Below are 21,789 nucleotides of genomic sequence, written 5' to 3' on the forward strand. Positions count from 1 at the left end.
TGTGGCCGGTTTTTTTGGAACTGACCGCATGCATCGAATCCAGCTCCTGGCCGCCGGCCTGCTCGAAAAAGTGGAAGGGGGCCGTACCCTGACCGAGGCCCTGGCCGACGCCCAGCGCCAGGCGCCCGATCTCACGCCGGCCGAGCGCGGCGCGCTGCAGGACATCGGCTACGGCGTACTGCGCCACTTGGCCGAGTGGCGCCGTGTGCTGCGCCAGCTGCTGCCCAAGCCCTTGCCCGAGCCGCAGCTGGAGCGTGTGCTGATCGTTGCCCTGCATCAGCTGGAATACACCCGTGCCGCCCAGTACGCCGTGGTCAACGAGGCGGTGACGCTGGCCGGACGGCTGGCGCGCGGGCGGTTCAAGGGGCTGGTCAACGCCGTGCTGCGCAACTACCTGCGCCAGCGCGACGAACTCAAGGCCGCCGTGGCGGCCGACGACGAGGCCCGCTACAACCACCCGCGCTGGTGGATCAAGGCCTTACGGCGCCACTACCCGCAAGACTGGCAAGCCATTCTCGACATGGACAACCAGCATCCACCGATGACCCTGCGCGTCAACCGCCGCCATGTCGAACCGGCTGCCTACCTGCAGCGCCTGCGTGACGCGGGCATCGAGGCCGAGTGCCTGGGCGAGGAGGCGATCCAACTCGCCCGCCCGGTCGGCGTGCGTGAACTGCCCGGCTTTGCCGACGGCGACGTCTCGGTGCAGGACCAGGGTGCGCAGCAGGCGGCGTACCGGCTCGACCTGCGCGACGGCCTGCGCGTGCTCGACGCCTGCGCCGCGCCGGGTGGCAAGACCTGCCACATGCTGGAACTGGCCGATCTCGACGTCACCGCGCTCGACGTCGACGAAACCCGGCTGGGGCGGGTCGCCGACAACCTTGCCCGCCTTCAGCTCTCGGCTCGCCTCGTCGCCGCCGACGCCGGCGATACGGCGAGCTGGTGGGACGGGGTGCCGTTCGACCGTATCCTGGCCGACGTGCCGTGTTCCGCCAGCGGCGTGGTGCGCCGTCATCCCGACATCAAATGGCTGCGCCGCCCTGGCGATTTCGCCGAGCTGGCGCGGCAGCAATCCGCCCTGGTCGATGCGCTCTGGCCGCTGCTCGCCAGCGGCGGCAAAATGCTATACGCTACCTGCTCGATTTTTCCCGAGGAAAACCGCGAACAGCTCGCGGCCTTCCTCGCGCGACATGCGGATGCGGTATGCCTCGACGACCAACAACTGCTCCCCAGCGAGCAACATGACGGCTTCTATTACGCGCTGCTTGCGAAGCGCTAGCCTTCTTATCTGGCTGATCGCCTGTGCCGTCCTGCCGGCATGGGCCGATTCCATTTCGGCCACCCGCTCCGAGGCCGAACTCCTCGATGGCCAGCTCGCCGTCAGCACCCGCTTCGACATCAAGCTCACCCCCGGCCTCAGCGATGCGCTGACCCAGGGGGTAGCGCTGCCGTTCCGTCTGGAATTCGAGCTGACCCGTCCGCGCAGCACCGCCTACCTGCTTAACGTCCGGGAGTGGTTCGAGCCGCACGCCGAGCTGCACTTCAAGATCGCCTACCAGTCGCTGACCAGCCGTTACCGCGTCAGCATCGGCAGTCTGTCGCGCTATTACGCGACGCAGGCCGAGGCCCTGAGCGCGCTCGGCGCGATCCACGGCTGGCGCGTGCTTGAAGCGGGGACGCTGAGCGGCGTGCCGGCCGACAAGGTCAAGGGGAGGGTGCGGCTGATGCTCGACATCGGCCAGCTGCCCAAGCCGTTCCAGCTCAACGCGCTGGGCAGCGCCGACTGGTCGCTGGGCTCGGGCTGGATCGATCTGAATGTGAAGGAAGGCGGCTGATGCGCTACGCCATGATCGCCATGGCCACCTTCGCCGCCATCCTGCTCTACCTCTTGGCGCTCGCTACCGGCAACACCTCCAAGCTGGCCGAGTACTACTGGTGGGTGTTCGGCATCAACGCGCTGCTGTTAGTGGCGCTGCTGGGCGTGGTCGGGCGCCAGCTGGTACGCCTGCGGCGCCGGGTCAAGGGCCGCGTCTTCGGTGCCAAGCTGACCCAGCGCCTGGTGATGATGTTCGCCGTGGTGGCGCTGGTGCCCGGCCTGCTGGTGTATACCATCTCGACCCAGTTCCTCTCGCGCAGCATCGAGAGCTGGTTCGATGTGCGCGTGGAGTCGGCGCTGGATCGCGGGCTGGAGCTCGGGCGCAACGCGTTGGGCTACGTGCTGCAGGACGTCGGGCGCAAGGCGCGGGTGGTGCAGGACGATATCGACGCACTGCCGGACAGCGGTCTGCCGGCACGGCTGGAGCGGTTGCGCGAGCAGCTTGGCCTCAACGAGGTTGCCATCTTCAACCGTCAGGGGCAGTTGCTGGCGTTCGCCAGCGGCGATCTGGCCGGGCTGCCGCAAACCCCTTCGCGCGAGGCCTTGCGCACGCTGCGGCCGCGCCAGCCGGTGCAGACCATCGAGAATGATCGGCGCAACCAGCTTGCGCTCAAGGTGCTGATGGCCTACCACGACCGGCATGATGAAACCCGCGTGATGCAGGTGATCCAGGCCGCGCCGGAAAGCATCGCCCACGATGCCGAGCTGATCGACACCGCCCGTGCCGACTATCGCCAGCTGCTGCTCTCGCGCGACGGCCTGCGCACCTTCTATACCCTGACCTTGACGCTGGCCTGTCTCTTGGCGCTGACCGCCGCGCTGGCGTTCGCGCTGTGGTTGTCGGAGCGGCTGTCGGCGCCGCTGTCCGAACTAGCGGCGGGGACCCGCGCGGTGGCGCAGGGCGACTTCTCCAAGCGCCACCCGGTGTACCGGCGTGACGAACTGGGCATCCTCACCACCATGTTCAACCGCATGACCCAGCAGCTCGACGAGGCGCGCCAACTGGCCGACGAGAACCGACTCAAGCTGGAGTCGGGCAAGCTCTACCTGGAAAGCATCCTGGTCAACCTGCGTGCCGGGGTGATGGCGTTCGACGACGGCTGGCGCCTGCGTGCCGCCAATACCAGTGCTTCGCGCATCCTCGGGGTGGACTTTGCCGAGTTGGCCGAAGCCCCGTTCCGCGAGTGGACCCGCTTGGTGCCGGCACTGGTGCCGCTGGTCGACAACGTCTGTGAGCATGCCGACAGCGAGCGCCAGCCCGAGTGGCAGACCCAGCTCGATTACACTACCGCGCAAGGGGAGCGTATCCTGCTGGTACGGGGGGCGCGCTTGCCGGAGGGTTCAGGCAGCGGCTACGTGGTGGTGTTCGACGACATCACCGAACTGGCACGGGCGCAGCGCGACGCCGCCTGGGGCGAGGTCGCCAAGCGTCTGGCGCACGAAATCCGCAATCCGCTGACGCCGATCCAGCTCGCCGCCGAGCGCCTGGCGATGAAGCTGGCCGACAAGCTGGAAGGCAGCGATGCCGATCTCCTGCGGCGCGCCACCGACACCATCGTCAAGCAGGTGTCCGCGCTCAAGAGCATGGTCGACGCCTTCCGCGACTACGCCCGCTCGCCGCGCATCAAGCTGGTGGCGCTGGATTTGAACCAGCTGGTACGCGAGGTGATGACGCTGTACGAATCCAATGCCGCTGTTAAGATGACGTTGTCTGAACAACCATTGATGATCATGGGGGATGCCGCCCTGTTGCGCCAAGTGTTGCATAATCTGCTGCAGAATGCGCAGGATGCGGTCCTTGACGTTGACATCCCGATGATTCACATTAGCAGCCGACAAGAAGGAAGAAGCGCGATCGTCTGCGTGCAGGACAACGGGGCCGGCTTTCCAGCCGACATCCTGCCGCGCGCGTTCGAGCCGTATGTGACCAACAAGCCCAAGGGCACAGGCCTTGGGCTGGCAGTGGTGAAGAAAATCATAGAGGAGCACCATGGTCAGATCGCACTGGGAAATGCCGGGCAGCAGGGCGCACGGATACTTCTCACCCTGCCATTGCTGGAGGCCTAATGCGTAGCAGCGACATTTTGATTGTGGATGATGAAATCGGCATCCGCGAACTGCTTTCGGAAATACTGCAGGACGAAGGGTACACCGTCGCCTTGGCCGAGAACGCCGAGGTGGCGCGACAACTGCGCAACCAGACCCGTCCGGCGCTGGTGCTGCTGGACATCTGGATGCCCGATTGCGACGGCGTGACCCTGCTCAAGGAGTGGGCCAAGTCCGGTCAGCTCAACATGCCGGTGGTGATGATGTCCGGCCACGCCAGCATCGATACCGCCGTCGAAGCCACCCGTATCGGCGCCTTCGATTTTCTCGAAAAACCGATCGCCCTGCAGAAACTGCTCACCACCGTGCAGCGGGCCGTCAAGTACGGCGACATGCAGGTCAACACCTCGCTCAACCTCGACAAGCTGGGAAAGAGTGAGCCGATCCAGGAGTTGAAACGTCAGCTCGAGCGAGTGGCCAAGGTCAAGTCGCCGGTGCTCCTGACTGGCGAGCCCGGGTCGGGCTTCGAGTTGGTCGCCCGGTTCTTCCACCAGGGCAATACCCCGTGGGTGACGCCGGCCAAGCCGGAGCAACTCGCCGACGCCCCGCTGGAACTCTTGCAGAAGGCCAACAACGGCGTGTTGTTCCTGCCCGAGATCGGTCAGTACAACCGCCGTATCCAGCAAGGGCTGCTGTTCCTGCTCTCCAAGCTGGACCGCTTCAATGTGCGCCTGTTGTGCTCGTGCAGCCGTCCGTTGCAGGAACTGCTAGTCGACCCGGAGTGCGACAACCGCCTGTTGACCACGCTCTCCAGCGTGATCGTGCCGATTCCGCCGCTCAGGGAGCATGCCGAAGACATCATCTTCATCGCCGAACAGATTCTTACCGAGCTGGTGGAATCCAAGCAGGTGTCGACGCACAAGCTCACCACTGCGGCGCTCAACGCACTGCGCCAGTACGACTGGCCGGGCAATCTCGAGCAGCTCAGGAGCATCATCAAGAGCCTGGCGCTGACGGCAGAATCGGTGGACATCGATGCGCCCGAAGTCAACAAGGTGCTGGCGCAATTCCGTCATGAGAAGCCGGCGGCAGAGGAAACCGGCTTCGACTTCAACATGCCGTTGCGCGAATTGCGCGAGCAGCTGGAGCGTCGCTACTTCGAGTACCATATCTCGCTGGAAAACGGCAATATGAGCCGTGTGGCGCAGAAGGTCGGCCTCGAGCGTACCCACCTGTATCGCAAGCTCAAGCAGCTCGGTATCAAGTTTGCGCGCAAGACCGCAGAAGAGTAATCCCCGACCGCCGGTGCTCCCGGCGGTTCCCCTGGCAGAATCGACTTCCCCATGACCGAACTGAGTGACCAGGCGCTGTTGCGCTACAGCCGGCATATCCTGTTGCCGGAACTCGATATCGCCGGGCAGCAGGCCCTGCTTGGCGCCCGTGCGCTGATCGTCGGCGCCGGCGGGCTGGGGTCGCCGGTAGCCCTGTATCTGGCCAGTGCCGGGGTGGGGCAGCTCACCATCGCCGACGACGACGTGGTCGAGCTGACTAACTTGCAGCGCCAGATCGTCCATGACATGGCGAGCCTCGGCCGCAACAAGGCGGATTCGGCGGCCCAGCGCATGCTGGCCCTCAATCCCGAAGTGACGGTGCGCGTCATCGGCGAGCGCCTCTCCGGCCAGGCCTTGGCCGACGAGGTGGCGCGCCACAATGTGGTGCTCGATTGCTCGGACAATTTCGCCACCCGCCACGCTGTCAACAGCGCCTGCGTGGAAGCGGGGGTGCCGTTGGTGTCCGGCGCCGCAGTGCGCTTCGACGGCCAGCTTGCCGTGTTCGATACCCGCCAGCCGGCCTCGCCGTGCTACCACTGCCTATTCCCGGAAGAGGGCGAGGCCAACGACGGGCCGTGCGCGACCTTTGGCGTGCTCGCGCCGTTGGTCGGTGTGATCGGCAGCCTGCAGGCGGTGGAGGCCATCAAGCTGTTGGCGGGGATTCCCGTCGCGTTGGGGCGGCTCACCCTGTACGACGCGCTGGAGAGTTCATTCCGCAGCATGAAGGTGCCGCGGGATCCGGCCTGCCCGGTCTGCTCCGGACGAAGCGCCGGTTCCGAATGAAAAAACCCGCCGGGAGGCGGGTTTTTCATGGACACAGGCCAGGTGGTTCAGGACTGGAGCTGTTTCTCGATCAGCTGACGCACTTCCTTGAAGTCCATCACGCCGACGTAACGCTTGATGATGTGACCCTGCTTGTCGATCAGCATTGTGGTGGGGGCCAGCTGGATTTCACCAAAGGCCTTGGCGATGCTGCCTTGGGGGTCCAGTGCCACGAAGAACGGTAGCTGGTTCTTCTCGACGTAAGTCTTGACGTAGTTGGGGGGGTCGTAGCTCATCGCCACCGCCACGGTTTCAAAGCCGCGCGGCGCATACTGCTGGTACATCTTCTTGATTTCCGGCATTTCTTCGACGCAGCCGGGGCAACTGGTCGCCCAGAAGTTGACCAGAACCACCTTGCCCTTCAGCGAGCTGGTGCTGAGCTGTTGTCCCGTTATCGAGGTGTACTGCACTTCGGGAGCGCGGTCCTTGTTGAACAGCATGGTGTAGGCCAGCAAGCCGGCTACCAGCACCAGTGCCAACGCCATCAAACCTTTTTTCATGCCTTGTCTGTTCCGGTAATAGAAGCGAAAAGCGCTTGTTGGTCTTGCATCGCGGCCAGAAGTTCCTTGAGGTGGCCTTCCAGCGGTACCGCCTTGTCCAGCTTGGCATCGTACACCACGAAGGTGACGTCCGCCTCGGCCACGAGGGTTTCGGTGCCGGCCAGTTTCACCGCCTGATGCATCACCGCGCTGCGGTGGCCAATCGTCTTGACCGAAGTCTCGATGGTCAGCTCTTCGCCCATCGTCGCGGCGCGACGATAGTTGATATTGATGTTGACCACGACCAGCGCCAGTCCCGACTGCAGAAACCACGGTAAATCGCCGCGCTCTTCGAAGAAGGTCCAGCGCGCTTCCTCGAGGAATTCGAGGTAGCGTGCGTTGTTGACATGGCTGTACAGGTCGAGATGGTAGCCGCGCACCTTGATGCGGGTGATGTGTGTCATCGCTTTGCCTTTATCGTGGAGCGGCCCGGCGGGGCGCTTCAGGCGTCCTGGCCGAGGTCGAAGGGAACGAATTCGGCACGTTCCAGCGGTTCGTCGACGATGTCGGACAGCACAGAGTGGATTTCCAGCTGGAACCACTCCTGGAACAGCTCCAGCGTCAGCGGCGCCGGCCACAGCGACTCGTCGTCGCACCAATCGGCCAGCTCGGCCTGGAACAGCTGCTGATACTGCTCCAGCACGGCCTGTTCGGCCGCGTCGTAATCATCGGCGCAGGGAATCAGCAGGGCGTTGCAGTCGCGGGTCAACGATGCCAGCGTGACGTTGTCGTTCAGCTCGCCCGGCAGTTGCTTGAGCCAGTCGAGAAAGGGAGGGCGCGGCCGGATGATGGCGACGCTGCGGTTGACTTCGTACATGACGATCCTTGTTCGGGTTAAGGGCTTGCCAGACGGCTATCCTGGGTGAACGCCCAGCGGCGCACGATTTCCAGCGCGCTGTATTTTTCCGCCAGCGATGGCGGGAAGGGGGCAAACGGGGCGGAGAGTCGGACGATATTCTTGGCGGCGTTGTCGAGCACATCGTGCCCGGAGCTGCGCCGCACGGTGACCGAACGCAGCGTGCCGTCGGCGTTGACCACGACGGTCAGCTCCAGCGAGCCGAAAATCTGCTGGCGGCGAGCCTCGTCCGGGTAATTGAGGTTGCCGATACGCTCCACCTTGAGGCGCCAGTCGTCAACGTAGCGAGCCCATTCCACGCCACGCGCCGTGATGCCGTAGACCCCCTTGGTACGGCCGCTCTCGTCCGGACGGTTGACGGTGTCGTCATCCCCCTGCTGTCGTGCCACCACGCTCGCCTGGGCCAGCAGGGCCTGGGCGGTGATCGGGGGGGACGGTGGGGAAGATGGGGCCGGCGTGCGCACCGGGGCCTGCTTGTCGTTGGTGGGCGCCGTGAGCCGCTCGTTGGCCGCCGGTGGTTGCGGTGCGGCGACGACGGCCTCTTGTTGATGGTGGGCAGGACCGGCGCTGCCAGGTGCTATGCGCTCGGGAACGTGACTCGCCAGTTTGCCAGGGGCCGGGGTATTGCCAGCGCCGACGGTGTTCTGTTCGGCCAGGCGCAGAGTGGGCGGGGGCGTTTTCTGGGGGGCTTGCGCCAGCTTGACGCTGATGGTGCTGGTTTCCGGCAAGGGAATGGGACGGATCCAGGTGATGCGGCCGGCAGCGAACAGCAGCACATGCACCAGCACCGACACGGCCAGGGTGACGGTGAACAGCCAGGAACTGGCCGGCGGGCTGGGGGGGTGGCGCAGGTTACGGGGCATGGCGGCATTTTCTCACTGCGACCGAGTGTAGCATGCCGATGAGACCGCGCGCCTCGCCTTGCGCGGCGGTGTCGTACGCACCCGACAGGATCAGGCTTCCAGCAGGCTGCGCAGCATCCAGGCCGTTTTCTCGTGCACTTGCAGGCGCTGGGTCAGCAGGTCGGCTGTCGGCTCGTCGCTGGCTCGCTCCACCACGGCGAAAATGCTGCGCGCGGTACGGCACACGGTTTCATGGCCCTCGACCAGCTGGGTGATCATGTCCTGGGCTCGCGGTACCCCGCTGGCCTCGGCGATCGAGGTCAGCCGGGCGTATTCGCTGTAACTGCCGGGGGCGTAGTGGCCGAGGGCGCGGATGCGCTCGGCGATCATGTCCACGGCCAGCGACAGCTCGTTGTAGTGCTGCTCGAACATCAGGTGCAGGGTCTGGAACATCGGACCGGTGACGTTCCAGTGAAAATTGTGGGTTTTCAGGTAGAGCGTGTAGGTATCGGCCAAGAGGCGAGAAAGTCCCTGGGCGATGTCCTGGCGGTCTTGTTCGTTGATGCCGATATCCATGCTGATCCTCCTGTATGATGCCCGGTCGTCATGTCCCGAAAGAAGTGATGAAAACCTGGCTGAGCTGTAAAGACAGTGTGATTCGACTCACCCTGCATGTGCAACCCGGCGCGAAAAAGACCGATCTGGCCGGCGAGCACGGCGGGGCGCTCAAACTGCGGTTGGCCGCGCCCCCCGTCGAGGGCAAGGCGAATGCGATGTTGCTGGCCTGGCTGGCGGAGCGTTTCGAGGTGCCCAAACGCGACGTCGTGCTGCTGAGCGGTGACAAGAGCCGGCACAAGATCGTCGAGATCAAGCTGGCGCTGGATGAGGCCGCCGTTCTGGCTCGCCTCGGTCTGTAGTCTCATTGCGTGGCTGGGGCCGATTGCCGTGGGCCTCAGTGCAGGTGACGCGAGCGATCCTTCGGGTCATCCACTCGAGTGTACTCGCCATCGATCACGTTGTCGGCAGCCGACGGCGGCATGGTGGGCCGTTTGATCGAGGGGCCCTTCAGCGGCAGCAGCAGCAGGAGTGCCAGGATGTCGCTGATCACGCCGGGGATCAGGAACAGCACGCCGGCCAGCAGGTAGCGCAAGGGCCACAGCAGGCTGTAGAGTGGGATACGGTCGCCCTGGTGCATCAACGAGCCCAGCGTCAGCAACGCGCCCAACTGCTGGTTGCGCAGCATGGCGATACCGATGAGCGCGGAGACGATGATCCACAGCATGGTGACGCCGCCCCCCCAGGCGTCGGTCATGGCCACCAGGGTGGCGATTTCCGCGAAGGGGTATAACAGTAGTAACAGTAAGAGTCCGCGCATCGAGTTCAACTTATGTCAGAAAATAAATGCTTGCTGGTGTTATGTAACACGCCCGACCATGCCACCGCCAGCCGGATCGCCAGGCAGTTGGTGGAGGAACAACTGGCCGCCTGCGTCAACATTCTGCCCGCGGTGCAGTCGCTGTACCGCTGGCAAGGGCGGATCGAAGAGGCGAGCGAGGTGCCGCTGCTCGTCAAGACCACACAGCAGGCTTATGCCGGGCTGGAACGTCGGCTGGTGGAGCTGCATCCTTACGAGGTACCGGAAATTGTGGCCTGCGACGTCGCCCGCGGCCTGCCCGCTTATTTAACATGGGTGGCAGGGGAGGTTCTTTCAAGTACGGGGCCGCACGGAACGTGACGGCGTGGCGTGGCGGGTGGTCCTTGCCAACAGGATGAAATTGCAGAATCTTTCTGATAACAGCCAGAAAGTCGTTGACAGTGCGTGGCTGTGTATTTATAGTGTCGATCTCTCGGGGGTCGTTAGCTCAGCTGGTAGAGCAGCGGACTTTTAATCCGTTGGTCGCAAGTTCGAATCTTGCACGACCCACCACCCTGACAGAATGCCGTTGGGAGGGATGCCGAGAAGTTGGGTCGTTAGCTCAGCTGGTAGAGCAGCGGACTTTTAATCCGTTGGTCGCAAGTTCGAATCTTGCACGACCCACCAGTTGTTTCTGAAGTTTATATCGCGTAGTGCCGTTCTGGGTCGTTAGCTCAGTTGGTAGAGCAGCGGACTCTTAATCCGTAGGTCGAGTGTTCGAGCCACTCACGACCCACCAGAATATGTAAACAATAAAGCCCAGTCAAACCGACTGGGCTTTTTGTTTTTCCCGCCGCGGCATAGCCGGGTATGGGGTTACCACCCGCCATGCAGGACAGCAGATCCGTCCCTCGTCTCCGCTTGGCATTGTCGCCGGCCGTTTGGTGTGTGGGCTCTTTTGTCTGAGCATAACGCCGCAGTGCTGTTCCTTGCCATTGTTATGCCATTGGCTAGTGCCGCATAATTCCCCGATATTCCCATTAGAGAGAGTTGTCATGTTGAAGCGCACTGCTGGCTGCCTGTTGTTGTTGTCTGGACTGGTCTGGGCCCAGACGCCGGAAGAGGAGGTGCTGTCGGCCCAGATGGCGTACCAGCAGGTGAGCCGCAGCGCCGACGCGGCGCAGCGGCGTCTGGACGCGGCACAGCAAGCCAAAAAGCTGGCCGAGGCGCGGCTGGCGGACGCCCAGAACGAACTGCAGCGGCGCGAGAAGGAAGTGGGCGAAGCGTCGGCTGCCGCGGAGAGTGCGGCGCGCCAGTTGCAGGCCTCCGAGAAAAATCTGAAACAGGCCTGGCAGCACAAGGAAGGGGTCTTGCGCTGACAGCGCGCATCAAAACGGGGAAGGGGGCGTCAGTGCGCCCCCTTCGCTGCGATTAGTGCTGGGTGAGCTGGCGGTAGCGTTCCAGGTCCGCCTGCATCTTCTTAGTCTGGCTGGCGATTTCGCTCTGCCGGCTGCTGATGGCGGCATCGAGGTTGGCGGCTTGCTGGCGCAGTACCCCGAGGTTGGCCGTCAGGGTGGGCTGGGGCGGCTTGCCGCCTTTCTGCAGCGCCTCGATCTGGCGCGTTTGCTGGGCGATGTTCTGCTGCAGCGTTTTGCGGTCGGCCAGCAAGCCGTTGAGTATGCTCTGCTGCACGGCGAGTTGTCTTTCCCGTTCGCTGCGCAGTTCGTCTGCCGACTGGTAGCTTTCGACGAGCCCCTTGTCGTAGCGGGCCTGGTAGCGCTGGCGCGCCGCCTCGGCCTGGCTGGCCGCTTCGCGAGCCTCGCGCGCCGTGCGCTCCTGGGTCGTTTCCACCGAGTGCGTGACGTTGCCTTGACGGTTGAGTTCGACCAGGCCGCGCGGCGTCTGCAGCGGCGGGGCATCGCTGTAGTGAACCTTGCCGGATTCGTCGACCCATTTGTAAAGCGTGCCGCCAGCCAGGGCGGTTAGCGGCAGCAGGGCGAGCAGTAGTCCGGCAAGACGTGGCATGATCAGTCGTTCACTCCATATTGGGCGCGATAGGCGCGTACGGCGTCCAGATTGGCCGCCAGCTCGGGGCTGTCTTCGAGGAAGGCCAGCAGGTCTTTCAGGGTGGCGATGGCGACCACCGGCAGGCCGTAGGCCTGTTCGACTTCCTGCACCGCGGACAGGGCGCCGCTGCCGCGTTCCATACGGTCGAGCGCGATGGCGACCCCGACCGGTTCGGCGCCGGCGTCGCGGATCAGCTTGACCGATTCGCGCACCGAGGTGCCGGCGGAGATGACGTCGTCGATGATCAGCACGCGGCCCTTGAGTGGGGCGCCGACCAGCACGCCGCCTTCGCCGTGGTCTTTGGCTTCCTTGCGGTTGTAGGCGAAGGGCACGTTACGGCCGGCTTCGGCCAGCGCCATCGAGGCGCCGGCAGCCAGTATGATGCCCTTGTAGGCCGGGCCGAACAGCATGTCGAATTCGACCTTGCCGTTCATTATCGCTTTTGCATAAAAACGCGACAAGTTCAATGTGGACAGGCCATCGTTGAACAGGCCGGCGTTGAAGAAATAGGGTGATTTCCGACCCGCCTTGGTGGTGAATTCGCCGAACTTCAGTACCTGCTTGTCCAGCGCAAAACGAATAAAATCCTGGCGGAAATCGCTCATATCGACCTCTTTGAAACATTAACCATTTGAAAAACCTGCCTTTGGCGGGAAGGATAACACGGGAGACTGTCTTGCTTCGAATCGTTTCGGCCAACCTCAACGGCGTCCGCTCGGCGGACAAGAAGGGCTTTTTCGACTGGCTGGCCGGCAGCCAGGCCGACCTGGTGTGCGTGCAGGAGCTGAAGGCGCAGCCGGGCGATCTGTCGCCGCGCATGCAGGCGCCGGACGGCCTCACCGGCTATTTCCACTGCGCCGAGAAGAAGGGCTACAGCGGCGTGGGCATCTACTCGCGCCACGAGCCGGACGCGGTGGTGGAAGGCTTGGGCATCGACTGGATCGATGCCGAGGGGCGTTACCTGCAGCTCGATTTCGGCGAGCTGTCGGTGGTGTCGCTGTACCTGCCGTCGGGCTCCAGCTCGGACGAGCGCCAGCAGGTCAAGTTCGACTTCCTCGACGTGTTCATGCCGCATCTGAACGAACTGCGCGCGGCCGGGCGCGACATCGTGATCTGCGGCGACTGGAACATCGCCCACAACGAGATCGATCTGAAGAACTGGAAGGGCAACCTGAAGAACTCGGGCTTCCTGCCCGAGGAGCGCGCCTGGATGGGCGAGTTGCTCGGGGAGGGGGGCTGGCACGATGTGTGGCGCCGGCTTTATCCCGAGGTGCCCGGCTACACCTGGTGGAGCAACCGCGGCCAGGCCTACGCCAAGGACGTCGGCTGGCGCATCGACTATCATATCGTCACGCCGTCGATGATGGAGCGTGCGCGCGCGGCGTCGGTGTACAAGGACGAGAAATTTTCCGATCACGCTCCGCTGATCGTGGACTACGACAGGACGCTGTGATGTTCGACGACGAGGATATCTTCCTGCTTACGGTGCCGGGCTGGGGCAATTCCGGCCCGCAGCATTGGCAGACGCTGTGGGAGCGCAGCTACCCGCTGGCGCGCCGCGTGGAGCAGGAGAACTGGCTGTACCCGGAGCGTGACGCCTGGGTGGCGGCGCTCGCCCGTGCGCTGGACGAGATCGACGGCAAGGTGGTGATCGCGGCGCATAGCCTCGGCTGCCACACCGCGGTGGCCTGGCTGTTGTCGGCGTCGCTGCTGGAACAGCGCAAGGTCAAGGGGCTGTTGCTGGTGGCGCCGCCGGCGCTGCCGATTACGCCGGAACGCGCGCTGGCCAGCGGCGAATTGCCGGCCGGGGCGCCGCTGCCGGATTTCTCCGGCTTCGGCCAACCTTGGGTGCAGCGTCTGCCGTGCCCGGCGATCATGGTGGCGAGCCACGACGACCTGTTCTGCGAGTTTGCCGAAGCCGAGCGCATGGCCCAGGGCTGGGGGGTGACGCTGGTGGATGCCGGCCACGCCGGCCACATGGGCAGCACCGCGGGGCTGGGTAGCTGGCAGGAGGGGCAGCGCTTGCTGCAGCGGCTGATGCTGGCGTAGGGTGGGGCGAGCCCTCCTGGTGCCGGAGCCAGCAAAAAGCCATCCAGGGTGAAGCGGATGGCTTTTTTTACATCTTGGCAGGCTCAGCGTTCCACCGGCCGAGTGGGGTCGCTGCACCATTCGCTCCATGAGCCGGGATAGAGCCGGCTGCCGGTGAGGCCGGCGTGCTCCATCGCCAGCAGGTTGACGCAGGCGGTGACGCCGGAGCCGCACTGGTGCACCACCTCCGACCAGTTGTCACGCGCACCCAGCAACGCAATCCATTCCTGTTTCAACCTGTCCTTGTCCTTGAAGCGGCCGTCTTCGTCCAGGTTGCGCATGAAGAAGCGATTCAGCGCGCCGGGGATGTGGCCGCCGACGGGATCCAGCGTCTCGCCCTCGCCGCGGTAGCGTTCCGGTGAGCGGGCGTCCACCAGCACGAAGGCGGGTTCGCGCAGGTTGGCGGCCACCGCGTCGACTTTGACGGCCTGCGCCAGCGCGGGGTGGCTGATGTAGCGCTGGGTGTGGCGACGCGGCACGTCCCGCGTCAGTTCCCCCCCGATCGCCAGCCAGGCCGGCAGCCCGCCGTCGAGCACGGCGACGGCTTCATGCCCCAGCCAGCGCAGTAGCCACCAGGCGCGCGCGGCGAACATGCCGCCGGCGTCGTCGTACACCACCACCTGCCTGCCCGGCTTCACGCCGCAGGTACCGAGATCGACCGCGAGACGCTGCCCTTCGGGCAAGGGATGGCGACCGTTGCGGCCGGTTTTGGCCCCGGACAGGTTGTAGTCGAGGTTGAGATAGTGGGCACCGGGGATGTGCCCCTTGTTGTAGGCGTGATGGCCATGATCGGGGTCGCTGAGGTGGAAGCGGCAATCCAGCACGACGCGCTCGGCTGCCGGCAGGGCGGCGAGTTCGCTGGCGGAAATCAGCGTGGTAAACATAATGGCTCTCCATACAGGGGCACGGGGATGACGTGGGGGGGCGTTGGCGCGGGCTTGCTGTCGGGACCGGCGCCCGGCGCGGCTGACGGCAGTGTCGCGCACCGCTGGAACGAGCGGCGGAGCGCGCTGCCAAAGACTCGACGATCAGCCTACCCAGAGCGGCGGGGTGGCGGCCAGCCGGGCGTCATGGCGGAGCCTCAGGGGACGGCGTTGAGCGCGGCGATCAGCTTGTGCGCCAGGTCCGGCTGGCCATGGTCGGCGCCGCTGCGGCGCGCCCCGGCCCAGATCGGACTGGGGAAATGGGCATCGTTCTGGAAGCGTGGGATCACGTGCCAGTGCAGGTGCGGCACCATGTTGCCGAGGCTGGCCAGGTTGATCTTGTCCGGCTTCATCACCTGGCGCACCGCGACCTCGGTGCGCAGCAGCCAGTCGAACAGGTGCTGGCGGTCGGCGGCGGCGAGGTCGCTCATTTCCTTGACGTGGGCCTTCCAGATGACGCGACAAAAGCCCGGGTAGCCGGGTTCGTCGACCAGCACCACCCGCAGGCGATCGTCCTCGAACAGGATGTTGCCGGCCGGCGAGGAGCAGAGTTCACAATACATGTCGGGGGAATCCGCGCTAAAAATTGAGTGAGGGAATGCTTCATTGTAGCGGCCGGCATCGCCGGCCGCTGTCGTGCCGCGCCACTCGACGGCTGCCGGGGGGCTCGGTGTCGGGCAGGGGTTACAGCCGGTAGGCGCTGACCACCTGGCGCATGCGCCCGGAGACCTCTTCCAGGCGCTCGGCCAGCGCCGCCGCCTGGGTCGCCGCGCTGCTGTTCTCCTCGGCCATGCGCGCCACCTGTTCCACCTGCTGGGCGATGGTGGTGGTCGCCTCGCCCTGTTCGCGGATCGCGGCGGTGATCTCGGCCACCAGCCGCACACTGTGGCCGGACGACTCGGAGATGCTGCCCATCGACTGCTGCGCCGAGTTGGCGCCGGAGACGCCCTGTTCCACGCGCGCCACGGCGTGCTGCATGCGCTCGACCGCGCTGCCCGACACGTTCTGGATGGCGCCGATGATGGTGCCGATCTCCTGCGTCGAGGCGGCGGTGCGTTCGGCCAACTTGCGTACCTCGTCAGCCACCACGGCGAAGCCGCGGCCCGATTCGCCGGCGCGCGCCGCCTCGATGGCGGCGTTGAGCGCCAGCAGGTTGGTCTGGTCGGCGACGTCGCGGATCACGTTGATCACCGAGGCGATCTCCTTGCTCTTGGTGTCGAGCTGGCGGATGTCTTCGGCGGCGGTGTCCACCGCGGCGGCGATGGAGTGGATGTCGCTGACGGTCTGGCCGATCACCTGGCGCCCGCTCTCGGCGCGGTCGCCGGCTTCGCTGGAGAGCTGGCGGGCTTCGCCGGCGCGTTCCGCGACGTGGCTGATGCTGACGGTCATTTGCTCCACCGAGGCGGCCATGTGCGAGGACGACTCGCTCTGCGCCCCGGAACTCTTGGCGACCTGCTGCGAGGCGCCGAGCAGTTCGGACGAGGTCTGGCCCACTTCCTGCACGCCGGTTTGCAGGTTGCGCAGACTGTCCTGCAGGCGGGCGATGAGCTGATTGAAGGCACGCAGGGTCTGGCTGACTTCGTCGTTGCCGTGCACTTCGGCGCGGCGGGTGAAGTCGAGAGAGGATTCGATGGCGCTGATGGTGCCCTGAGCGTTGGCCAGCCCGACGCTGATCTGGCGGGCGATCAGCCAGCCCAGCAAGCCGGTCAGGAGCAGGATCGCCAGCACGGCGCCGCCGACGATGAGCTTGGCCTGCTGCACGGTATTGTCGGCGCTGTCGGAGCGCTGCTGGGCCTGTTGTACCTTGTATTCCAGTTCCTGGTTGAGCGCGGCCACGGTCTGGTCACCCAGTACCTTGAGCTGGTTGAGCTTGGCGTAGGCTTCGTCCTTGCGGTACAGGCCGGACAGTTCCACGGCCTTGTCCGCTTCCTTCAGATAGCCTTGCAGCGAATTGGAAGAGGCCTTGAACAGGGCGAGGTCGCGCTCGTCGCTGCCGATCAACCCCTCGTAGTCCTTGAGCGCCTTGTTCAGCGCTTGACGCTGCTGCTTGAGCACGCTGTCCAGCTGCTGGATCTGGTTGGAGTCGGTGGTCAGGATGTGGTTGAGGATGCTGGTGCGCATCGCCAGCAATTCGATGATGACATTGTCCAGCTTGCGCAGGCTGGGGATGGTGTCTTCGTTGACGGTTTTGAGGCTCTGGTGAACGGTGCCCAACTGCTGCAGCGCCATACCCCCGATGAAGACGCTGCCGATGATGGCGGCTGCGATCAGGATCATCAGCCGGTGTGCGATTTTCATTCTCTCCCCTTTATTGTCGTGACGGTGCGGTGGACCGTCCGCGGGCCAGTATAGGCCATCTGCATGGTGTAATGAAGGGATTACCCAGGGGGCGGGAACGGCGCCCGGCGCGGCGGCGCCGGGTGATCTCGAGCAGGGGCCGGGCTGGATTCAGTCGCCGATGACGGCCTTGCTGTAGCTGGCACGCTCCATGTCGCGGACTTCGACGCTCAGCTGCACTTCGGCGCCGGGCAGCGTCAGTCCGGCGCGCTGCAGCACCGCCAGCAGGCTGGCGGACAGCCCCTGTTTGCACTCGGGGGTGCGTCCGGAGAGGAGCGCCAGCGTGACGTGGGCAAAGGCGCGTGGCGCGGGCTCGATGCCGATGCGGTAGTGCTCCAGCCGGCAGGCCCGGCTCTTGATGTCGTTTTCAGCGAATTGTCCGGACTCGACCAGTTGGCGGTTGAGCGCCAGCAGGGTGCGGTCGGCGTCGAGCGTGGTGAGGTTGCTGCTGTAGTCGAGCGTGAGGTGGGGCATGCGGCGGCTCCGGGTGGGGGAAAATGTCATGATAGACGAGCCAGGCGCTCGGCGGGGCGGTGAGCGGCGGGGGGCATCGACAATAAAAAAGCGGCCCTGGCAGGCCGCTTTTTCCTGGCGCGGAGCGCTTACAGCAGCACCCGCTCGATGCCGCCGTTGCGCGCCTTCTCGACGTACTCGGGCATCCAGTTCTCGCCCAGCACGTGCTTGGCGATCTCGATCACGATGTAGTCGGCCTCGGTGCCGGTGTCCTCGCCGTAGCGCGACAGGCCCTGCAGGCAGGACGGGCAGGAGGTCAGCAGCTTCACCGGTTTCTCCTGCGGCTGGCCCTCGGTCAGGAGCGCCAGGTCCTTCTCGATTTCTTCCTGCTTGCGGAATTTCACCTGGCTCGAGATGTCCGGGCGGCTCACCGCGAAGGTGCCCGATTCGCCGCAGCAGCGGTCGTTGAGCTTGACGCCGCCGCCGAGCAGGCTGTTGGCCACGTCGAGCGGCTGGTAGGCCTTGATCGGGGTGTGGCAGGGGTCGTGGTACAGGTACTTCTGACCGCTCACGCCGTCGAGCTTGACGCCCTTCTCCATCAGGTACTCGTGGATGTCGAGGATGCGGCAGCCCGGGAAGATGTCCTCGAAGCGGTACTGTGTCAGTTGGTCGTAACAGGTGCCGCAGCTCACCACCACGGTCTTGATGTCGAGGTAGTTGAGCGTGTTGGCGAGGCGGTGGAACAGCACGCGGTTCTCGGTGGTGATCTGCTCGCCCTTGTCGGCGTGGCCGGCCGAGGTCTGCGGGTAGCCGCAGCACAGATAGCCCGGCGGCAGCACGGTTTGGGTGCCGACGTGCCACAGCATCGCCTGGGTGGCGAGGCCGACCTGGCTGAACAGGCGCTCCGAGCCGCAGCCGGGGAAATAGAACACCGCCTCGGCGTCTTCCGCCACCTGCGGGTTGCGGATCACCGGCACGACGTTCGGATCCTCGACGTCGAGCAGGGCGCGCGCGGTCTTCTTCGGCAGGCCGCCCGGCATCGGGCGATTGATGAAGTGGATCACCTGCGCCTTGATGGGCGCCTTGCCGAGAGTGGCCGGCGGCTGCTCCTTCTGCTTGCCGATCAGGCCGAACTTCTTGGCCAGGTTGTGGCCGAGCCGCTGCGCCTTGTAGCCGATGTCGATCATGCCGACGCGCATCGCCTTGATGGTGGCGGGGTCCTTGACGGTGAGGAAGGTCATGCCGAGCGCGGTGCCGGGGTTGAACTTCTTGTTGCCGGTCTTGCGCAAGAAGTTGCGCATCGCCACCGAGACGTCGCCGAAGTCGATCTTGACCGGGCACGGCTTGACGCAGCGGTGGCACACGGTGCAGTGGTCGGCCACGTCGGACAGCTCGTCGAAGTGCTTGAAGCTGACGCCGCGCCGGGTCTGTTCCTCGTAGAGGAAGGCTTCGGTGAGCAAACCGGTGCCGAGAATCTTGTTGCGCGGGCTGTACAGCAGGTTGGCGCGCGGCACGTGGGTGGAGCACACCGGTTTGCACTTGCCGCAGCGCAGGCAGTCCTTGACCGAGGCGGAGATCTGGCCGATGTCGGACTGCTCGAGGATCAGCGATTCGGCACCCAGCAGCTCGAACGACGGGGTGTAGGCGTTGGACAGGTCGGCGCCCGGCAGCAGCTTGCCGCGGTTGAAGTGGCCGTTCGGGTCGACCTGCTGCTTGTAGGCGGCGAACGGCGCCATTTCCTCGGCGGTGAGGAATTCCAGCTTGGTGATGCCGATGCCGTGCTCGCCGGAGATCACGCCGTCGAGGCCGCGCGCCAGCGCCATGATGCGCGCCACGGCGTGGTGCGCGGTCTGCAGCATGTCGTAGTCGTCGGAGTTGACCGGCAGGTTGGTGTGCACGTTGCCGTCGCCGGCGTGCATGTGCAGCGCCACGAACACGCGGCCGCGCAGCACCTTCTGGTGGATGGACTTGACCGCGGCCAGGATCGGCGCATCGGTCTTGCCGGAGAACAGCGTCTCGAGGTCGGCCAGCAGTTCCTGCTTCCAGCTCACGCGCAGCTGGAAGTCGCGCATCGCGATGAACACCGAGGCGGGGTTGGCCGAAGCGTCTTCCAGCGGGGCCTCCGGCCACTGCGTGCGGTAGTCGGCGAGCGGCGCGTCGAGATGGTCGAGCAGCCACTGCCAGCGCGTGCGCACGGCGCCGATCAGCTCCAGCGCGCTCTGGCGGCGCTCGCCGATCAGCTCGTCGGCCGACACCGCGCTGTTCTCGGCATCCACCGGCAGGCGGCCGTGGAAGTACTCGGTGAGCTGGTCCAAGAGGCGCACCTTGTTGGCGATCGACAGCTCGATGTTGATGCGCTCGATGCCGTCGGAGTAGTCGCCCAGGCGCGGCAGCGGGATCACCACGTCTTCGTTGATTTTGAAGGCGTTGGTGTGCTTGGCGATGGCGGCGGTGCGGGCGCGGTCGAGCCAGAATTTCTTGCGCGCCTCGGCGGTGACGGCGATGAAGCCTTCGCCGGAACGGGCGTTGGCGAGCTTGACCACGTGGCTGGCGGTTTCCGCCACGGCGTTCTCGTCGTCGGAGACGATGTCGGCGATCAGCACCATCTTCGGCCGGCCCTTGGACTTGGCCTTGGTGGCGTAGCCGACGGCGCGCACGTAGCGCCAGTCGAGGTGCTCCAGGCCGGCCAGCTGCACGCCGGCCGCCAGACCGGCGCCGCCGGCCTTGAAGTAGTCGGTGATCTCGACGATGGCGGGGGTGGCCTGCGCCACGGTGCCGAAGAATTCCAGGCAGACGGTGCGCGCGTGCTTGGGCATGCGGTGCAGCACGAAACGCGCACTGGTGATGATGCCGTCGCAGCCTTCCTTCTGGATGCCGGGCAGGCCGGCGAGGAACTTGTCGGTGACGTCCTTGCCCAGGCCGACCTTGCGGAAGGTACGGCCGGGGATCGCCAGTTCACGGCTCTCCAGCACGGTCTGGCCGTCGTCGGCCAGCTTGCTGACGCGGAAGGTGGCGGTGTCGATGTCGTGGATCTTGCCGAAGTTGTGGCCGATACGCTCGATGAACAGCCAGTTGCCGTCCGGGTCGACCATCTTCCACGAGGCCAGGTTGTCGAGCGCGGTGCCCCACAGCAGCGCTTTCTTGCCGCCGGCGTTCATCGCCACGTTGCCGCCGATACAGGAGGCGTCGGCCGAGGTCGGGTCGACCGCGAATACCACGCCGGCGGCGTGGGCGGTTTCCTCGACGCGGCGCGTCACCACGCCGGCGCCGCACTGGATGGTGGGGTGGCGGCCGGTGAGGCCGGGCAGGGTGATGTATTCGACGCCGTTGTGACGGTCGAGCTTCTCGGTGTTGATCACCGCCGACAGGCGGTCGAGCGGCACGGCGCCGCCGGTGTAGCCGGTGCCGCCGCCGCGCGGGATGATGGTTAGGCCGAGTTCGATACAGGCCTTCACCAGCGGGGCGATCTCGGCCTCGCTGTCCGGGCACAGCACCACGAACGGGTATTCGACGCGCCAGTCGGTGGCGTCGGTGACGTGCGACACGCGCGCCAAGCCGTCGAACAGGATGTTGTCCTTGCGGGTGTGACGCGTCAGGCGCTTGAGGATGCGCGCACGCAGCTCGCGGGTGTCGTTGAACTGCTGCTCGAAGCGGGTCACGGCGTTGCCGGCGGCGGCCAAGAGCTGGCCCACCTTGTCGTTGCCGACGCGGCGCTTTTCCACTTCGGCGAGGCGATGGCGCATCGCCCCGGTCAGCGCCGCCAGGCGTTTGGGGTTGTCGAGCAGGTCGTCGACCAGGTAGGGGTTGCGGTCCACCACCCAGATGTCGCCCAGCACCTCGAACAGCATGCGGGCGGAACGGCCGGTCTTGCGCTCGCCGCGCAGCGATTCCAACAGCTGCCACATGTCCTCGCCCAAGAGGCGGATCATGATTTCACGGTCGGAAAAAGAGGTGTAGTTGTAGGGAATCTCACGTACGCGCTGGTGGGCGGTGGCGTTCATCGTGCTCTGGACTCGACAAGGTTTTGGATAATAACGACAAATTTTACCGCAATTGCTGCGCCGCGAAAAATGCCGCTCACGTCATGGTTATAGCGTCGTCGGCTATATGCGGCTGAATTGGCGATTGTCGGACAATGCGTACCTCGGGTTGAGGGGGTGGGGAGGCTCGCGATGCCACGGAGGCGGAGCGTCTTGGCGCTTGAGCTGCGTGCCGCGGGCGGCGTGGCGTGACGGCCGGCGCACCGCGTCGTGGG

At 65.2% G+C, this 21,789-nt stretch carries 23 protein-coding genes and 3 tRNA genes; 13 read left to right on the forward strand and 13 right to left on the reverse strand.

Annotated elements, in window-relative coordinates:
* Positions 1-28: 28 nt before the first annotated feature.
* From rsmB to NH8B_RS01400, 5 genes are read left to right on the forward strand one after another with little or no spacing between them, the layout of a single operon-like run.
* Positions 29-1,279: a 16S rRNA (cytosine(967)-C(5))-methyltransferase RsmB gene (gene rsmB / locus NH8B_RS01380; protein WP_008954822.1), complete on the forward strand. Its 1,251-nt coding sequence runs from the start codon at positions 29-31 to the stop codon at positions 1,277-1,279.
* Positions 1,242-1,835, forward strand: coding sequence for a DUF4390 domain-containing protein (locus tag NH8B_RS01385; protein WP_008954823.1), 594 nt, complete (start codon positions 1,242-1,244; stop codon positions 1,833-1,835). The genes rsmB and NH8B_RS01385 overlap by 38 nt, the downstream gene beginning before the upstream one ends.
* Positions 1,835-3,943, forward strand: coding sequence for a sensor histidine kinase (locus NH8B_RS01390; protein WP_014085717.1), 2,109 nt, complete (start codon positions 1,835-1,837; stop codon positions 3,941-3,943). The genes NH8B_RS01385 and NH8B_RS01390 overlap by 1 nt, the downstream gene beginning before the upstream one ends.
* Entirely contained in the window at positions 3,943-5,214 is a 1,272-nt protein-coding gene (locus tag NH8B_RS01395) for a sigma-54-dependent transcriptional regulator (RefSeq protein WP_014085718.1), read from the forward strand. The genes NH8B_RS01390 and NH8B_RS01395 overlap by 1 nt, the downstream gene beginning before the upstream one ends.
* 51 nt (positions 5,215-5,265) lie before the next feature.
* Entirely contained in the window at positions 5,266-6,036 is a 771-nt protein-coding gene (locus NH8B_RS01400; protein WP_014085719.1) for a HesA/MoeB/ThiF family protein, read from the forward strand.
* 47 nt (positions 6,037-6,083) lie between these two features.
* Here NH8B_RS01400 and NH8B_RS01405 read toward each other — a convergent pair whose 3' ends face one another.
* The 5 genes from NH8B_RS01405 to NH8B_RS01425 all read right to left on the reverse strand — a co-directional run bounded on the left by NH8B_RS01405 (position 6,084) and on the right by NH8B_RS01425 (position 8,888).
* Positions 6,084-6,575 (reverse strand): TlpA disulfide reductase family protein, encoded by a 492-nt coding sequence (locus tag NH8B_RS01405; RefSeq protein ID WP_041702785.1) that lies wholly within the window; start codon positions 6,573-6,575, stop codon positions 6,084-6,086.
* The gene (locus tag NH8B_RS01410) at positions 6,572-7,018 is read right to left on the reverse strand and encodes an acyl-CoA thioesterase (protein ID WP_014085721.1); all 447 of its coding nucleotides are present in this window, start codon (positions 7,016-7,018) and stop codon (positions 6,572-6,574) included. The genes NH8B_RS01405 and NH8B_RS01410 overlap by 4 nt, the downstream gene beginning before the upstream one ends.
* 38 nt (positions 7,019-7,056) lie before the next feature.
* Complete coding sequence (locus NH8B_RS01415) at positions 7,057-7,431, reverse strand: hypothetical protein (RefSeq protein WP_014085722.1); 375 nt, start codon at positions 7,429-7,431, stop codon at positions 7,057-7,059.
* Between the two features lie 17 nt (positions 7,432-7,448).
* Complete coding sequence (locus NH8B_RS01420; RefSeq protein ID WP_014085723.1) at positions 7,449-8,333, reverse strand: energy transducer TonB; 885 nt, start codon at positions 8,331-8,333, stop codon at positions 7,449-7,451.
* A gap of 90 nt (positions 8,334-8,423) precedes the next feature.
* The gene (locus NH8B_RS01425; RefSeq protein ID WP_014085724.1) at positions 8,424-8,888 is read right to left on the reverse strand and encodes a Dps family protein; all 465 of its coding nucleotides are present in this window, start codon (positions 8,886-8,888) and stop codon (positions 8,424-8,426) included.
* Between the two features lie 47 nt (positions 8,889-8,935).
* On the opposite strand from NH8B_RS01425, the gene NH8B_RS01430 reads away from it, so the two are divergent.
* On the forward strand, positions 8,936-9,229 hold the full coding sequence (locus tag NH8B_RS01430) for a DUF167 domain-containing protein (protein ID WP_014085725.1): 294 nt from the start codon (positions 8,936-8,938) through the stop codon (positions 9,227-9,229).
* A gap of 35 nt (positions 9,230-9,264) precedes the next feature.
* On the opposite strand, the gene NH8B_RS01435 is transcribed toward NH8B_RS01430, so the two are convergent.
* Positions 9,265-9,687, reverse strand: coding sequence for an FxsA family protein (locus NH8B_RS01435; RefSeq protein ID WP_014085726.1), 423 nt, complete (start codon positions 9,685-9,687; stop codon positions 9,265-9,267).
* Between the two features lie 12 nt (positions 9,688-9,699).
* Here NH8B_RS01435 and cutA point away from each other — a divergent pair, with 12 nt between their 5' ends.
* The 5 genes from cutA to NH8B_RS01460 all read left to right on the forward strand — a co-directional run bounded on the left by cutA (position 9,700) and on the right by NH8B_RS01460 (position 11,045).
* Entirely contained in the window at positions 9,700-10,047 is a 348-nt protein-coding gene (cutA, locus tag NH8B_RS01440) for a divalent-cation tolerance protein CutA (RefSeq protein ID WP_041702786.1), read from the forward strand.
* A gap of 116 nt (positions 10,048-10,163) precedes the next feature.
* Positions 10,164-10,239: transfer RNA gene (locus tag NH8B_RS01445), tRNA-Lys, on the forward strand.
* Between the two features lie 38 nt (positions 10,240-10,277).
* Positions 10,278-10,353, forward strand: a tRNA-Lys gene (locus NH8B_RS01450).
* Between the two features lie 36 nt (positions 10,354-10,389).
* Positions 10,390-10,465: transfer RNA gene (locus NH8B_RS01455), tRNA-Lys, on the forward strand.
* A 256-nt stretch (positions 10,466-10,721) separates the two neighbouring features.
* Positions 10,722-11,045, forward strand: coding sequence for a hypothetical protein (locus NH8B_RS01460; protein ID WP_014085728.1), 324 nt, complete (start codon positions 10,722-10,724; stop codon positions 11,043-11,045).
* Between the two features lie 52 nt (positions 11,046-11,097).
* Here NH8B_RS01460 and NH8B_RS01465 read toward each other — a convergent pair whose 3' ends face one another.
* Positions 11,098-11,691 (reverse strand): DUF4124 domain-containing protein, encoded by a 594-nt coding sequence (locus NH8B_RS01465; RefSeq protein ID WP_014085729.1) that lies wholly within the window; start codon positions 11,689-11,691, stop codon positions 11,098-11,100.
* 2 nt (positions 11,692-11,693) lie between these two features.
* Positions 11,694-12,338 (reverse strand): orotate phosphoribosyltransferase, encoded by a 645-nt coding sequence (gene pyrE, locus NH8B_RS01470; RefSeq protein WP_008955844.1) that lies wholly within the window; start codon positions 12,336-12,338, stop codon positions 11,694-11,696.
* 71 nt (positions 12,339-12,409) lie between these two features.
* Between pyrE and NH8B_RS01475 the strand changes: the two genes are divergently transcribed.
* A complete protein-coding gene (locus NH8B_RS01475) occupies positions 12,410-13,186 on the forward strand; it encodes an exodeoxyribonuclease III (RefSeq protein WP_014085730.1) in 777 nt (258 codons plus the stop codon).
* On the forward strand, positions 13,186-13,782 hold the full coding sequence (locus NH8B_RS01480; protein WP_014085731.1) for an alpha/beta hydrolase: 597 nt from the start codon (positions 13,186-13,188) through the stop codon (positions 13,780-13,782). Before NH8B_RS01475 ends, NH8B_RS01480 begins: the two co-directional genes overlap by 1 nt.
* 83 nt (positions 13,783-13,865) lie before the next feature.
* Here the strand turns inward: NH8B_RS01480 and NH8B_RS01485 are convergent, their stop codons facing one another.
* The 5 genes from NH8B_RS01485 to NH8B_RS01505 all read right to left on the reverse strand — a co-directional run bounded on the left by NH8B_RS01485 (position 13,866) and on the right by NH8B_RS01505 (position 21,535).
* The gene (locus NH8B_RS01485; protein ID WP_014085732.1) at positions 13,866-14,705 is read right to left on the reverse strand and encodes a sulfurtransferase; all 840 of its coding nucleotides are present in this window, start codon (positions 14,703-14,705) and stop codon (positions 13,866-13,868) included.
* Positions 14,706-14,902: 197 nt separating this feature from the next.
* The gene (locus NH8B_RS01490) at positions 14,903-15,307 is read right to left on the reverse strand and encodes an HIT family protein (protein ID WP_008955848.1); all 405 of its coding nucleotides are present in this window, start codon (positions 15,305-15,307) and stop codon (positions 14,903-14,905) included.
* Between the two features lie 121 nt (positions 15,308-15,428).
* On the reverse strand, positions 15,429-17,042 hold the full coding sequence (locus tag NH8B_RS01495; RefSeq protein ID WP_014085733.1) for a methyl-accepting chemotaxis protein: 1,614 nt from the start codon (positions 17,040-17,042) through the stop codon (positions 15,429-15,431).
* 150 nt (positions 17,043-17,192) lie between these two features.
* Positions 17,193-17,555 (reverse strand): 5-carboxymethyl-2-hydroxymuconate Delta-isomerase, encoded by a 363-nt coding sequence (locus NH8B_RS01500; protein WP_008955850.1) that lies wholly within the window; start codon positions 17,553-17,555, stop codon positions 17,193-17,195.
* A 128-nt stretch (positions 17,556-17,683) separates the two neighbouring features.
* Positions 17,684-21,535: a DUF3683 domain-containing protein gene (locus NH8B_RS01505; RefSeq protein WP_014085734.1), complete on the reverse strand. Its 3,852-nt coding sequence runs from the start codon at positions 21,533-21,535 to the stop codon at positions 17,684-17,686.
* Positions 21,536-21,789 lie beyond the last annotated feature (254 nt).

This window comes from Pseudogulbenkiania sp. NH8B (assembly GCF_000283535.1).
Classification (GTDB): Bacteria; Pseudomonadota; Gammaproteobacteria; order Burkholderiales; family Chromobacteriaceae; genus Pseudogulbenkiania; species Pseudogulbenkiania ferrooxidans.

Coding starts and splice junctions, on each gene's coding strand:
- rsmB (WP_008954822.1), top strand. CDS start 29: ATGCATCGAATCCAGCTCCTGGCCGCCGGCCTGCTCGAAAAAGTGGAA.
- NH8B_RS01385 (WP_008954823.1), top strand. CDS start 1,242: ATGACGGCTTCTATTACGCGCTGCTTGCGAAGCGCTAGCCTTCTTATC.
- NH8B_RS01390 (WP_014085717.1), top strand. CDS start 1,835: ATGCGCTACGCCATGATCGCCATGGCCACCTTCGCCGCCATCCTGCTC.
- NH8B_RS01395 (WP_014085718.1), top strand. CDS start 3,943: ATGCGTAGCAGCGACATTTTGATTGTGGATGATGAAATCGGCATCCGC.
- NH8B_RS01400 (WP_014085719.1), top strand. CDS start 5,266: ATGACCGAACTGAGTGACCAGGCGCTGTTGCGCTACAGCCGGCATATC.
- NH8B_RS01405 (WP_041702785.1), bottom strand. CDS start 6,575: ATGAAAAAAGGTTTGATGGCGTTGGCACTGGTGCTGGTAGCCGGCTTG.
- NH8B_RS01410 (WP_014085721.1), bottom strand. CDS start 7,018: ATGACACACATCACCCGCATCAAGGTGCGCGGCTACCATCTCGACCTG.
- NH8B_RS01415 (WP_014085722.1), bottom strand. CDS start 7,431: ATGTACGAAGTCAACCGCAGCGTCGCCATCATCCGGCCGCGCCCTCCC.
- NH8B_RS01420 (WP_014085723.1), bottom strand. CDS start 8,333: ATGCCCCGTAACCTGCGCCACCCCCCCAGCCCGCCGGCCAGTTCCTGG.
- NH8B_RS01425 (WP_014085724.1), bottom strand. CDS start 8,888: ATGGATATCGGCATCAACGAACAAGACCGCCAGGACATCGCCCAGGGA.
- NH8B_RS01430 (WP_014085725.1), top strand. CDS start 8,936: ATGAAAACCTGGCTGAGCTGTAAAGACAGTGTGATTCGACTCACCCTG.
- NH8B_RS01435 (WP_014085726.1), bottom strand. CDS start 9,687: ATGCGCGGACTCTTACTGTTACTACTGTTATACCCCTTCGCGGAAATC.
- cutA (WP_041702786.1), top strand. CDS start 9,700: ATGTCAGAAAATAAATGCTTGCTGGTGTTATGTAACACGCCCGACCAT.
- NH8B_RS01460 (WP_014085728.1), top strand. CDS start 10,722: ATGTTGAAGCGCACTGCTGGCTGCCTGTTGTTGTTGTCTGGACTGGTC.
- NH8B_RS01465 (WP_014085729.1), bottom strand. CDS start 11,691: ATGCCACGTCTTGCCGGACTACTGCTCGCCCTGCTGCCGCTAACCGCC.
- pyrE (WP_008955844.1), bottom strand. CDS start 12,338: ATGAGCGATTTCCGCCAGGATTTTATTCGTTTTGCGCTGGACAAGCAG.
- NH8B_RS01480 (WP_014085731.1), top strand. CDS start 13,186: ATGTTCGACGACGAGGATATCTTCCTGCTTACGGTGCCGGGCTGGGGC.
- NH8B_RS01485 (WP_014085732.1), bottom strand. CDS start 14,705: ATGTTTACCACGCTGATTTCCGCCAGCGAACTCGCCGCCCTGCCGGCA.
- NH8B_RS01490 (WP_008955848.1), bottom strand. CDS start 15,307: ATGTATTGTGAACTCTGCTCCTCGCCGGCCGGCAACATCCTGTTCGAG.
- NH8B_RS01495 (WP_014085733.1), bottom strand. CDS start 17,042: ATGAAAATCGCACACCGGCTGATGATCCTGATCGCAGCCGCCATCATC.
- NH8B_RS01500 (WP_008955850.1), bottom strand. CDS start 17,555: ATGCCCCACCTCACGCTCGACTACAGCAGCAACCTCACCACGCTCGAC.
- NH8B_RS01505 (WP_014085734.1), bottom strand. CDS start 21,535: ATGAACGCCACCGCCCACCAGCGCGTACGTGAGATTCCCTACAACTAC.